At 69.1% G+C, this 11,782-nt stretch carries 12 protein-coding genes and 1 pseudogene; 7 read left to right on the top strand and 6 right to left on the bottom strand.

Annotation, left to right across the window (positions count from 1 at the left end):
- The 7 genes and pseudogenes from ABR571_RS17015 to ABR571_RS16985 form a co-directional block, all read left to right on the top strand.
- Positions 1-350, top strand: a pseudogene (locus ABR571_RS17015) (5-methyltetrahydropteroyltriglutamate--homocysteine S-methyltransferase); the annotation flags it as partial.
- A gap of 99 nt (positions 351-449) precedes the next feature.
- Entirely contained in the window at positions 450-1,253 is an 804-nt protein-coding gene (locus ABR571_RS17010; RefSeq protein WP_409454397.1) for a crotonase/enoyl-CoA hydratase family protein, read from the top strand.
- A gap of 34 nt (positions 1,254-1,287) precedes the next feature.
- Positions 1,288-2,790 (top strand): acyl-CoA synthetase, encoded by a 1,503-nt coding sequence (locus ABR571_RS17005; RefSeq protein WP_409454396.1) that lies wholly within the window; start codon positions 1,288-1,290, stop codon positions 2,788-2,790.
- On the top strand, positions 2,787-3,674 hold the full coding sequence (locus ABR571_RS17000) for an amidohydrolase family protein (RefSeq protein WP_409454395.1): 888 nt from the start codon (positions 2,787-2,789) through the stop codon (positions 3,672-3,674). Before ABR571_RS17005 ends, ABR571_RS17000 begins: the two co-directional genes overlap by 4 nt.
- A 29-nt stretch (positions 3,675-3,703) precedes the next feature.
- Positions 3,704-4,189 carry a MarR family winged helix-turn-helix transcriptional regulator gene (locus tag ABR571_RS16995; protein WP_409454394.1) on the top strand — a complete coding sequence of 162 codons (486 nt, stop codon included), beginning with the start codon at positions 3,704-3,706 and terminating at the stop codon, positions 4,187-4,189.
- Positions 4,190-4,239: 50 nt separating this feature from the next.
- Positions 4,240-5,916, top strand: a complete 1,677-nt coding sequence (locus tag ABR571_RS16990) for an MFS transporter (RefSeq protein ID WP_409454393.1) — start codon at positions 4,240-4,242, stop codon at positions 5,914-5,916.
- Between the two features lie 86 nt (positions 5,917-6,002).
- Entirely contained in the window at positions 6,003-6,578 is a 576-nt protein-coding gene (locus ABR571_RS16985) for a hypothetical protein (protein ID WP_409454392.1), read from the top strand.
- Between the two features lie 32 nt (positions 6,579-6,610).
- On the opposite strand, the gene ABR571_RS16980 is transcribed toward ABR571_RS16985, so the two are convergent.
- The 6 genes from ABR571_RS16980 to ABR571_RS16955 all read right to left on the bottom strand — a co-directional run.
- The gene (locus ABR571_RS16980; RefSeq protein WP_409454398.1) at positions 6,611-7,039 is read right to left on the bottom strand and encodes an ester cyclase; all 429 of its coding nucleotides are present in this window, start codon (positions 7,037-7,039) and stop codon (positions 6,611-6,613) included.
- Between the two features lie 42 nt (positions 7,040-7,081).
- The gene (locus tag ABR571_RS16975; RefSeq protein ID WP_409454391.1) at positions 7,082-7,336 is read right to left on the bottom strand and encodes a TetR/AcrR family transcriptional regulator; all 255 of its coding nucleotides are present in this window, start codon (positions 7,334-7,336) and stop codon (positions 7,082-7,084) included.
- 78 nt (positions 7,337-7,414) lie between these two features.
- Positions 7,415-8,431, bottom strand: coding sequence for an amidohydrolase family protein (locus tag ABR571_RS16970; RefSeq protein WP_409454390.1), 1,017 nt, complete (start codon positions 8,429-8,431; stop codon positions 7,415-7,417).
- Positions 8,432-8,535: 104 nt separating this feature from the next.
- Complete coding sequence (locus tag ABR571_RS16965; RefSeq protein ID WP_409454389.1) at positions 8,536-10,023, bottom strand: APC family permease; 1,488 nt, start codon at positions 10,021-10,023, stop codon at positions 8,536-8,538.
- Position 10,024: 1 nt separating this feature from the next.
- On the bottom strand, positions 10,025-10,375 hold the full coding sequence (locus ABR571_RS16960) for a Dabb family protein (protein WP_409454388.1): 351 nt from the start codon (positions 10,373-10,375) through the stop codon (positions 10,025-10,027).
- A partial coding sequence (locus ABR571_RS16955) for a glutamine synthetase family protein (RefSeq protein WP_409454387.1) occupies positions 10,375-11,782 on the bottom strand: 1,408 nt, incomplete at its 5' end. The genes ABR571_RS16955 and ABR571_RS16960, both read right to left, overlap by 1 nt.

Below are 11,782 nucleotides of genomic sequence, written 5' to 3'. Positions count from 1 at the left end.
AGGGCGGTTACGACTTCGTGGCCGAGGCCCTGTTCGGCCAGCTCGACGTCGACGGCTTCTTCCTCGAGTTCGACGACGCCCGCTCCGGAGGCTTCGAGCCGCTGCGCTTCGTGCCGCCGGGCAAGCAGGTCGTGCTCGGTCTGGTCACCACCAAGCGCGCGGAGCTGGAGAAGAAGGACGACCTCAAGCGCCGCATCGACGAGGCCGCGAAGCACGTGCCGCTCGAGCAGCTCTGCCTGTCCGGGCAGTGCGGGTTCTCCTCGACCGTCGAGGGCAACGACCTGACGATCGACGACGAGATCGCCAAGCTCCGGCTCATCGTGGAGACGGCCGCCGAAGTCTGGGGCTGATCGCCCGTTCGAAGACCGGCGTGGCCGCCACACCCTTGCGGCCCCGGCCACCTTCTGGTCAGATAATCAGGAATCCTGTTTATCTGAGAGAGTGTGGCCGTGCCCCAACCGCCGTCGCCCGAGGTCGTGGCCCTGCCGTCGTCGCTGCTGGCCGAGCAGGACGGCGCGGTCGCGGTCCTGCGCCTGAACCGTCCGGCCAAGCGCAACGCCATGAACGACGAGACGTTGCTCGGCATCGAACGCTTCTTCACCGCCCTGCTCGATGACGTTGCCTGCGTGGTGCTCGCTGCGGAGGGCGACCACTTCAGCGCCGGCCTCGATCTCTCCGAGATGGGCGAGCACGACACGATGTCCGGTGTTCGTCACTCCCGCACCTGGCACCGCGTCCTCGAGCTGGTCGAGTTCGGGCCCGTTCCGGTGGTGTGCGCGCTGCACGGCGCGGTGGTCGGCGGTGGGCTCGAGCTGGCGGCCGCGGCGCACGTGCGGGTCGCCGAGCGCTCCACGTTCTACGCGCTGCCCGAGGGGATGCGCGGGCTGTTCGTCGGCGGCGGCGCGTCGGTCCGCGTACCGCGGCTGATCGGCGTGGCCCGGATGGCCGACATGATGCTCACCGGTCGTCGCTACGACGCCGACGAGGGACTCGCCATCGGCCTGTCGCAGTACGTCGTCGACGACGGGACGGGTCTCGACCGCGCCCTGGACTTGGCCCGACGCATCGCGCAGAACGCCCCGCAGACCAACTTCGCGATCGTGCAGGCGCTGCCGCGCATCGCCGAGGCGAACCCGCGCGAGGGGTACCTGATGGAGGCGATGATGGCGGGCATCGCTCAGGGCACCGACGAGGCCAAGGACCGGATGCGGGCGTTCCTGGAAGGGCGCGCGGAAAAGGTCACCGACCGGTGACCGCCGGGCTCGATCGGGCGAGCGGGGGCGAACAATGAACGATTCCGGCCTCGGATCCTGGCCGCGGCGTCGCGCCCGGATGGCCCCGGACGCGACCGCGCTCGTGCAGGACGGCGTGATCACCACCTACGCCGGCCTCGAGCGGGCGACGGGCCGCCTCGCCGGCGGACTGCGGTCACGCGGCGTCGCTCGGGGCGATCGGGTCGCCTTCCTCGGCCTGAACTCGGTCGAGATGGTGATCGCCATGTTCGCCATCGCCCGGCTCGGCGCCATCTTCGTCCCGGTCAACACCCGCCTCGCCCCGGCCGAACTCGCCTACGTGCTCGAGCACAGCGACGCCGGCCTGCTGCTCGTCGAGGACGCTCTGGCCGCGGCCATCGAGCAGCCGCCGGTGGCCGCGCTGGGCCTCGACACCGTCGGGTTCACCCGAGCGGCCGGGTCAGGACTCGACCGGTTGATGGCCGACGACGATGCCGAGATCGACGAGCCGATCGCCCTCGACGACGTGTTCATGATCCAGTACACGTCGGGCACCAGCGGCCGGCCCAAGGGCGTGATGCTGACCCACGGCAACGTCACGTGGAACGTCTACAACCTGCTCGTCGACATCGACCTGGGCAGCCAGGAGGTCGCGCTGGTGACCGCGCCGTTGTTCCACACGGCGGCGTTGAACCAGGTGCTGTTCCCGACCATCCTGAAGGGCGGCACGGCGATCATCGAGACCAAGTTCGACGCCGACCGCGCCATCGACATGATCGAACGCGAACGGGTCACCCTGCTGTTCGGGGTCACCACGATGTACCAGGCGTTGTCGCAGACCCGACGCTTCTGGGCGGCCGACCTGGACAGCCTGCATCTCGCACTGTGCGGGGGCGCTCCGATTCCGGAGACACTGCTGCAGACGTGGCTCGACCGCGGCCTGATGATCGTGCAGGGCTACGGACTCACCGAGACCAGCCCGGGCGCGACGATGCTGCGCGCGGCCGAGGGTGTCCGCAAGCTCGGCTCGGCCGGCACCGCCTGCTTCTTCACCGACGTCCGGGTCGTCGTCGACGAGCGCCAGGCGGCGGTGGACGAGCCGGGCGAGGTGCTCGTCCGCGGCCCCAACGTCAGCCCCGGTTATTGGCGCGACGGGGCCGCGACCGCGAACGCATTCACCGATGGTTGGCTGCACACCGGCGACCTCGCCACGCGCGACGACGAGGGCTACCTCCGCATCGTCGACCGGCTCAAGGACATGTACATCTCCGGCGGCGAGAACGTCTATCCGGCCGAGATCGAGCAGGCGATCTACGCCCACCCCGCGGTGTCCGAGTGCGCCGTGATCGGTGTCGCCGACCCCACGTGGGGTGAGGTCGGTCGCGCCTTCGTCGTGCTGCGCGAGGGCGAAGACCTCGACGCCGGCGACGTCCTGCGCCACCTGGAGTCTCGGCTGGCCCGCTACAAGGTGCCGAAGTCGATCGAGTTCGTGGCCGAACTCCCGCACAACGCGTCCGGGAAGCTGCTCAAGTCCCGGCTACGAGAGGCCGCGTCATGACCCGTTACGAGCCGGCCATCAACGTCGACGCCATCCAGGCGCTGGACGTGCACGTGCACGTCGAGTCGGACGGGCACGGGCACCTCTCCCTCGACCAGGAGTTGTTGGACGCGTCCGCGGCGTACTTCAAGGGCGGCGAGAGCCGCACCCCCACCGTGGACGAGCTCGCCGATCGGTACCGCTCGTCGGGCATGGCCGCCGTGGTGTTCACAGTGGACGCGACCACCGCGACCGGTCACCCGGCGCTGTCGAGCGAACTCATCGCCGAGACCGCGGCGCGGCACAACGACGTGCTGATCCCGTTCGGATCGGTCGACCCCCACCAGGGTCAGGTGGCGATCGACCGCGCCCGGGCACTCGTCGAGGACCACGGCGTGCGCGGGTTCAAGTTCCACCCGAGCCTGCAGGCGTTCTCGCCGGACGACGCGGCGTTCCGTCCGCTGTGGGCCGCGATCGAGGCCCTCGGCGTGTCGGCGCTGTTCCACACCGGCCAGAACGGCATCGGCGCCGGGCTGCCGGGAGGGCGCGGCATCAAGCTGCGCTACTCCAACCCGCTGCTGCTCGACGACGTCGCCGCCGACTTCCCCAGGCTGACCGTGATCCTGGCGCACCCCTCCGTGCCGTGGCAGGCCGAGGCGATCTCCATGGCCACGCACAAGGCCAACGTCTACATCGATTTGTCCGGCTGGCGACCCAAGTACTTCCCGCCCGAACTCGTCCGCGCGGCCGGTGGGCAGCTCCGGCACAAGGTCATGTTCGGCAGCGACTACCCCCTCATCACGCCCGAGCGCTGGATGGCCGACTTCGACGAGCTGGCGATCGACGCCGCCCACCGACCGGCCATCGTCAAGGGCACCGCCGCCCGCATCCTGGGCCTGGGCTGACGCCTACGATCCCGTCCAGGAGGTTCTGGATGACCCACGCAGCCGGTCCGGGGCGCAAGACCAAAGCGCGGTCGAACGGGAAAGCCGCGCCGCCGTCGACCCTGCTCTACCTGATGAAGCAGGTCGAACTGGCGGTGCGCTCCGAACTCGACGACCTCGCCCGCCCGGCCGGTTTGACCGCCCTGCAATACACCGCGCTGACGGTCCTGGAACGCCACCCCGACCTCACCGCGGCCCATCTGGCGCGGCACTCCTTCGTGACCGGGCAGACCATGGCCGACATGGTCACCACGCTCTTGGACCGCGGCCTCATCGAACGCCACCGCGATCCCGCCGACCGCCGCCGCCTCGTCATCGCCCTGACGCCGGCCGGCCGGCGCCTGCTCGACCGCCTTCGTCCGCAGGTCTCCGCCCTGCAGAGTCGCATGTTGTCCCCGCTCTCGGAGGACCAGGCGACGGAGCTGCGGCACCTGCTGGAACTGTGCCGGCAGGCCCTGCGGACCGACACTGGATAACCATCAGGAAACCTGTACATCAGGATCCCGTTGTGGTTGGCTCGATATTTATGACGGAGTCCACCGCCCCCTCATCCGCGCCCCTCAAGCTCAGCCGCGGCACGCTGTTCGCCGCCGCCGGAGCAGTCGCCGTCGCCCAGATCGGGTTGTCCATACCGGCGGTCATCAACGGCTACATCAACCAGGATCTGCACACCTCGTCGACGACGCTGACCTGGGTCTCGGATGCCTTCCTCGTTCCGGTGACCCTGCTCGAACTGTCCTTCGGCGTCATCGGCGACCTCTTCGGCCGCAAGCGACTTCTGGCCGTCGGCGCCGCGCTCATGGCTGTCGGCGGACTGCTCGGTTTCTTCACCCCGAGCAACGGCGTCGGCCTGCTACTCACCAGCCAGGTGATCTCCGGCATCGGCGCGGCTGCGCTCTTCCCCACCTCGGTCGCCATGCTCGCGGCCGGGACGCACAGCGTCCGCGACCGCGCGCACTCCATCTCGATCTGGGCCGCGGCCCTCACCGGCGCCGGCTTCATCTCCCCGGTGCTGGCCGGTCTGCTCGCGCGCATCCACCACTCGGGCGGTCAATACGCGAGCTGGCGGTACGCCTTCCTCGCGATGGCGATCCTGGCCGCGATCAGTTGCGTGATCACGCTGCTCTGTGCGCAGGACTCGTCGGCGCCGCAGGGCCGGTCGCTGGACTGGCCGGGCCAGACCACGATCGCGATCTCGCTGTTCGCGCTGCTGTACGCGGTGATCCAAGGCGCAGATGACGGATGGGGGAGCGGCCGCGTCGTCAGCGGGTTCGTCCTCGCCGTCGTGTTCATGGCGCTGTTCGTGGTGATCGAACGGCGCGTGGACCGGCCGCTCATCCGGCTGGATCTGTTCAGCAACCGGCTGTTCACGATCTCGGCGATCGTCACGGTCATCGGCATGTTCGCCTACCTGGGCACCGCCTACGACACGAGCATCCGGCTGTCGGCCATCCAGGGCTACACGCCGCTGAAGACCTCCATCGGGTTCTTCTGCCTGAACGTGATGGGGGTGGTGCTCTTCCCCGTCAGTACCCGGCTCATCGAGCGGTTCCGGCCGGGCATCGTGTTGGCCGCCGGAATGGCGATGATCGGCATCGGCGACCTAATCCTCGCCGCCATCCCGGCGACGAACCTGTCCATCGGCGCCGTCGCCGTCCCGCTGCTGGTCGTCGGGGCCGGCTTCAAGGTGGCCGTCACGTCCATCACCGTGGTGGCCGTCAACAGCGTGCCGACCTCGAAAGCGGGCATGGTCAGCGGCGCGACGAGCATGCTGCGCGACGGCGGCCTGACGCTCGGGCCCGCGATCGTGGGCGCCATCGCGCTGACAAGCGCCGCGAACGCGATCAACGCGAAGGTCGCCTCGACCCCGTCGCTGAAGTCGGCGTTGACGGGGTTCTACGGCTCGCCGCAGCACGTCCCGCCGGCGGAGCGCCCGGCGGTGCAGGCAGCCGTCGCGGCGGTGAAGTCCGGCCCGCTCGGGCAGAACGGGGTGCCGGCCGAAGTGCCCGGACCAGGGGGCAAGCTCATCCCGTTCAACCCGCTCAAGGACGTGGCCTTCCACGCGCTCTCGCACGGGTACGCCCTCGGCTACCTGACCTGCGGCATCGCGGCCCTCGCGTCCGCGGTGATCGCCGCAACCCTGTTGCGCGGCCGCCCGAGCCAGGACGCGTTCGTCGAGCCAGAACTGGCCGACGCCCGGTAGGGCAGCTGGGTGCAATACCGAGACGCACGGCGTCCTAGGGCGCGTTCGCGTTGCTGGCGGCACCGGCCGAGTGCACAATCCGCCGCATGCACCTCTATGACGTGGTCCTCTTCCTGCACATCCTGACGCTGCTCGCGGCCATCGGGCTCGGGTCCACCTTGCATCACGCCGAGTGGGCAACCCGCACCGCGACGACGGTGGGAGAGTTGCGCACCACCACCGCCGTATATCGCCGCGGCAACCTCTTCCCGATCGTGATCATCCTGCTGTTCGCCGAAGGGGCCTGGCTGCTGCACCTGTCGAAGGAGCAGGACGAAACCTTCCACTGGGATGACGGGTGGGTCTGGACCGCCATCGCGGCGCTGGTGATCTTGATGATCTCCGGCGGCGCAGTGCTCGGCCCGAACGCGACTCGGTACCTGAAGCTGCTCGCGGCCACCCCAGACGGGCCGATCACCTCCGAGGTGCGCGCGGCCACCTTCCGGCCGTTCATCCGGGCAACCAGCCACATGAACACCGCACTGGCCGTCGCCGTCGCGTTCAACATGATCACCAAACCCTCCGGCACGGCCCCGCCGATCGTCGTGTTGGTCGTCGGCATGCTCCTCGGCACCTTGGTGGGCCTGGCCGGGGCGCGGGCTCGTTCAGCCGCGATGGCCTGAGCACGAGGGCCAATGCGGGTCACGCTCCTCCGTCAGCCCGCGGACGGCGGAGGGATGATGCCGAGCTGCACCAGCATGCCGGCGACGTCCATGATGATCCGGCTCTCGACGAGCCGGCCGTCGCGGTACCGGTCCAGCGTCCACGCCTCGACCTCGACGCGACGGCCGGTGGCCGGAATGCCCATGAACGCGCCCTCGTGCGTCCCGCTCCAGGTCGAGAGTGTCATCACCCGGTCGTCCTGGACGACGGTGTCCCGCATCGTCCAGTGCAGGTCCGGGAACGCGGTGAACATTCCGGTGAGGACGTCGGCCCGCCCGGCCCGGCCGGGACCCTGCCCCGGGGGGTTCTGCTCGACGAAGTCCTCGACCACGAGCTCGGTCAGCGGGTCGCCGACGTCGTGGGCGTTGATGACCTCGTCGATGCGCTGGGCGAGCGTGGCGAGGTTGGTGGCGGTGGCGATGGGTATGGCTGTGCTCCTGACTGGTGTGAGTGGGGACGGGATCTAGAGCGGAAGCTTGTGCTGCAGGACGCCAGGTCCGTCGGCGCGGCCGGACAGGATGCGAGCGAACTCGACCGCGTCGACGGTCTGGTTCTCGCCGCCGCTGACGTAGCCGTACAACGGCGGCTGCTTGACGCCGACGCGGCGCGCGACCTCGTGCAACGAGACGGCGCCCAGGCCGACTTCGGCGGCGATCTCCCACGCGGCGGACAGGATCTGGTCGCGCCGCTGGGACCGCCGCTGCTCGACCGTGGTCATGCTTCCCACCTATGGACCTATCACTGATAAGGACAGTTCCTAGCATCGATAGAGAGGCGGACTTGTCAGAGGATCGCATCACCTGGGCAGATTGGCGCCCGTCAACCGGTAGATCCGTCGCGCGTTGCCGCCGAACACCGCCCGCTGGACGTCGCCGATCCACTCCGCCCGGACCGAGCCCGCCAGCGCACGGCGCACGTCCTCCCATGCGGAGAACAGGACGGTCGCGGCGAACCAGTGCGACTCGGGCGCGCCGTGGCCGTCCGTGCCGAACAGGATCCGATCGGCCGGCGCGAGATCGAGCAGCTGGAGGATGCGCTCGGCCGTGGTCGCCGGGCTGAACAGATTCGCGAGCGAATACTCGGCGAAGACGTTGCGGCGCACCAGCGTCAGATACGCCAGTTTCTCGTGCCACGGGAACGAGCCGTGGATCAGGACGACCTTCGCGGCGGAGCCTTCCGGCGTCCTGAGCACGTCGTCGAGCAGGATGGGATCAGCCTCGGCCAGCCGGAGCTCATCGTCGCCGAAGCCGGTGTGGATCTGGATCGGCAACAGGAGGTCGGCGCACTGCGCCAACGTTCGCCGGAACAGGTAGTCGCGCAGCGCCTTGCCCTGCCGCCGCACGGGCAGCGAGGCGTCGAGGTCCCGGTACGCGTCATGCCGGGAAACGGTCGGGTCGACCGCCAAGCCGGTGCGATAGGCGAGCACAGTCTTCAATCCCGCGACCCCTTGCGCGGCCGCTTCGGAGACCGCGGCCGACAGCGCATCCTCGATCGCCGCGCCGTCCGCACCGTCGGCGAGCATCGGGTCGATGACAGCCTCGATACGCAGCAGCGACCACATCGGCCGCCCGGCCACAGTGGCGTACCCGTCCAGCGCCGAAGGCCCCAGTGGTTCCGGGCCGCCGTCGAGCAGCATGCCCTCGATCCCCGCGTCGTCGAACAGCCGACGGACGTAAGCCGGCCAGTCCCGCGCCGCTTCGTCGCGCGCCTGGAGCACCTCGTCCGGGGCACAGCCGAGGAACGCGGCCAGGCGCACGCGGAGCTGTTCGGTCGCCAGCGTCCAAGGAGCGCTCGCGACCCGCTGCTCCCGCATCTCGAGGTCGACCGACAGCGACAGCTCGGTCAGGTCGAGCGGCTCCGCGGTCAGCGGAAAGGGGTGCGCGTGGTCGTCGAGCAGCCGGACGGCCGAAGGCGGGCTCAGGTGGTCGCCCCCAGTGCCGGCTTCTCGGGAACGTCCTCGGCGTCCTCGCCACCCTCTTCGCCGAGGATCGACCCGATCCGCGCCACGGCCTCCGGGTTACGCGAGCGCAGGCCGAACACGATGATCACCCCGACCACCAGCCAGGCGAGCGTGATGTAGGGCGTGTAGCTCAACGGTGCCGGCGGGGCCGGGTGAATGGAGCCGTAGAGCGCCGCGGCGAAGACGACGGCAGCGATCAACGGCACGACGACGTGGGCGAGCGGGTTCCACCGTCGCTGCGTTCGGCGGAAGAAGATCATGCCGCCGAAGCACAACCCGATGTAGACGACGATGACCAAGAGGGTTCCGAGCGTTGCCCAGAAGTAGTACGTGTCGAGCGCGCGCCCGACGCCGAAGCCCGGGTCCGGGAAGGCGTACCAGCTCAACAACGCCATGACGAGCGCCGCGCCGGCGACCAGAAGGGTGGCGTTGACCGGCGTTTGGAACCGCGCGTGGGTACGGCCGAGGAACCGGGGCAGGACGCCTTCGCGTCCCATCGCGTAGACCGTGCGCGTCGATGCCGTGGCGCACCCGACGCAGACGATGAAGGCCGCGAGCATGGCGCCGACCTCGGTCAGCGTGCCGACCCAGTGCGTGACGTACTTGTCGGCGATCGTCTTCAGCGGCGTGCCGTCAGCAGCGATCTTGTCGATGCCCACGCCGATCGTCATGCTGTAGGTCGACCAGATGTAGAACAGGATGGCGAAGCCCGTCGCCGCGATGATGGCGATGGGAATGGCCCGCCGCGGGTTCTTGGTCTCCTCGCCGAAGTCGGCCGCCGTCTCGAAGCCGATGTAGGACGTGATGCCGAAGATGATTCCGTAGAAGACACCGTGGAACCCGCCGACGGCGGTGTGCGAGAACGTGAACGGTTTCGCGGTGTTGCCGCTGGCCCCGCCCTTCGCGGTGGTGACGATGTCGACGATCAGGATCACGACGACGGTCACGATCCCGATGACCAGCTGCAGCCGCGTCGTCACCTTGATCCGGATGATCGAGAACGCGACGAGCAACACCATCGTCACGAGGAACATCGGGAACAGCCACGAGTTGCTCAGCCCGACGAGGTCACAGAACAGGTAGGCGACGCCGGCCAGGGTCATCGGGACGAAGCAGGCGAGGCCGAAGGCGTACAGCCAGCCGGCGACGAACCCCGACTCCTTGCCGAGGCTTCGACTGACGTAGGTGTAGGCGTACCCGGCACTGGCCATCCGGCGGGTGAACCCGATGACCACGAAGGCCAGCGCGAGACACGCCACGCCACCCAGCAGGAAGGCCAATGGCGTCGCGCCGCCGGCCTGGACGGCCACACCGTTGACGTTGAGGAACATCGCCATGCCCGGTGCCAGCACCGAGACCGATATTGCGATGGCGTCCGGGATCGACAGGGCGCCCTTCGCGAGTCGCTGTTCCGGGGCCAGTTCGTGCGTGGACTCCAGTGCCATGTCACTCCTCCGCTCGGGCGCCCGCGGCTGTGGCGGGCAGGAAGACCGTGTCGCCGGTCAGGTGGTAGTCGAAGGCCAGCGGTGTGCAGTTGCGCTCGGTGATCCAGGCGAGGAACTTCTGGTGTACGGGATGCGCGCGGTACGCCGCGAGATCGTCCTCGTTGTCGAACTCCATGTACAGCAGGTACTGGTAGCCGCGGGTCCGCGCGTCGGTCAGATCGCGGCCGAAACGCAGGGCACGGATGCCGGGGATCCCGTGGGCCCAGCTCATCACCTGGTTGCGCATGTCGTCGGCGTCGGCCGGCGACAGCTCGTCCGGGTAGCTGAACAGGACCACGTGCTGAAGCGTCATCAGAAGAACTCGAAGTACTCGCGCATCTGCCACTCCGCAGATGCTGTTTCCGGGTCGTCGGCCGCGTCGCAGGCCGTCTGGTGACGCGCCGACTCGAACCGTTTCATCATCAGCCAGTAGTCGATGAAGCCGTCGCCGAACTGCTGGCGGAACGCGCGGTCCTTGTCCAGCGCGTCCAGCGCCGCATCCATGGACGTCGGCAGTGGTTCGGCCTCGACCGAGTACGGGTCGGCGCTGATCGGGTCGGGCGCGGTGAGCTTGCCCTCGACGCCGTCGAGCCCAGCGGCCAGGTCGGCGGCCAGGTACAGGTACGGGTTCGCCGCGGGCTCGCCGAGCCGGTCCTCGAGGTGGGTGCCCGGGTCGCCGGGGCCGCCCTGCACCCGGATCAGCGCACCGCGGTTCTCCAGCGCCCAACCGATCCGGTCGGGCGCGAACGAGTACGGCCGGAAGCGGCGGTAGCCGTTGACCGTCGGCGTCGCGAACGCGGTCATCGCCTTGGCGTGCTGCAGGACGCCGGCGACGTAGCTCAGACCGAGTGGTGAGAGCACCTCGCTCTCCGACATGAACGCGTTGCCGCCGTCGCCGTCGAGCAGCGACATGTGTAGATGCCAGCCGGAGGCGAAGAAGTTCGGCAGGCTGGGCCAGCACATGAAGCTGGCCAGCAGACCGCGACGGGCGCAGATCTGCTTGATCGCGCTGCGGAACAGGATCATCGCGTCGGCCGTCCCCAGTCCGGGCAGGGGGCTGAGGCTGAATTCCATCTGCCCTGGGCCCCACTCGTCCTCCATCGACCGTGGCAGCAGACCGACTGCGTCGAGACCGTCGCGGAGGGCCACAAGGGTGTCGTTGACCGAGTCGAGCCGCACTTCGGACAGGTACTGGTAGCCGAGTTGGAACGGCTCGACCGCCGGCACCGCCGGGGGCTGCGTGGTGTCGTTCAAGCCGATGCCGGAATTGACCTTGCGGGTGATGTAGAACTCGACCTCCAACCCGCTGAGGTAGGTGAGCGAGTGGCCGTCCAGACGGGCTAGTTGGTCGCGCAGCAGGCGGCGCGGATCGAGCGGCAGCGGCCGGCCGTTGCTGAAGTAGGCGTCCGACAGCATCCATCCGGTGCCCGGAGCCCACGGCAGTACCTGGAACGTCGCCGGGTCCGGCACGACGACCACGTCGGGGAAACCGGTGAACTCCTCGATGCCGAATCCGCCACCGGGCGCGAACGCCGGCGGGAAGACGTTGTTGCCGGTGTCGAGGCTGTAGATCGCGCCCGAGAAGTCGAGCCCGTTGGTGAAGGCGGCGATCGCGGCGTCGGGCGAGAGGAACTTCGCCCGCGGCTGCCCGTGCTGGTCGACGATCACGACGCGCACGGTGCGCAGGTCTGCTTCGCGGATCCGGGCCGTCACCTCCTCG

Source organism: Jatrophihabitans sp. (assembly GCF_046262535.1).
Taxonomy (GTDB): Bacteria; Actinomycetota; Actinomycetes; order Mycobacteriales; family Jatrophihabitantaceae; genus Jatrophihabitans.
Note: the sequence above shows the minus strand (reverse complement) of the source record. Positions and strands in the feature narration are given on the sequence as shown.

What these genes read in the sequence shown, in the direction of transcription:
- ABR571_RS17005 (WP_409454396.1), top strand. Translation starts at nt 1,288, where the DNA reads ATGAACGATTCCGGCCTCGGATCCTGGCCGCGGCGTCGCGCCCGGATG.
- ABR571_RS17000 (WP_409454395.1), top strand. Translation starts at nt 2,787, where the DNA reads ATGACCCGTTACGAGCCGGCCATCAACGTCGACGCCATCCAGGCGCTG.
- ABR571_RS16995 (WP_409454394.1), top strand. Translation starts at nt 3,704, where the DNA reads ATGACCCACGCAGCCGGTCCGGGGCGCAAGACCAAAGCGCGGTCGAAC.
- ABR571_RS16990 (WP_409454393.1), top strand. Translation starts at nt 4,240, where the DNA reads ATGACGGAGTCCACCGCCCCCTCATCCGCGCCCCTCAAGCTCAGCCGC.
- ABR571_RS16985 (WP_409454392.1), top strand. Translation starts at nt 6,003, where the DNA reads ATGCACCTCTATGACGTGGTCCTCTTCCTGCACATCCTGACGCTGCTC.
- ABR571_RS16975 (WP_409454391.1), bottom strand. Translation starts at nt 7,336, where the DNA reads ATGACCACGGTCGAGCAGCGGCGGTCCCAGCGGCGCGACCAGATCCTG.
- ABR571_RS16970 (WP_409454390.1), bottom strand. Translation starts at nt 8,431, where the DNA reads ATGCGGGAGCAGCGGGTCGCGAGCGCTCCTTGGACGCTGGCGACCGAA.
- ABR571_RS16965 (WP_409454389.1), bottom strand. Translation starts at nt 10,023, where the DNA reads ATGGCACTGGAGTCCACGCACGAACTGGCCCCGGAACAGCGACTCGCG.
- ABR571_RS16960 (WP_409454388.1), bottom strand. Translation starts at nt 10,375, where the DNA reads ATGACGCTTCAGCACGTGGTCCTGTTCAGCTACCCGGACGAGCTGTCG.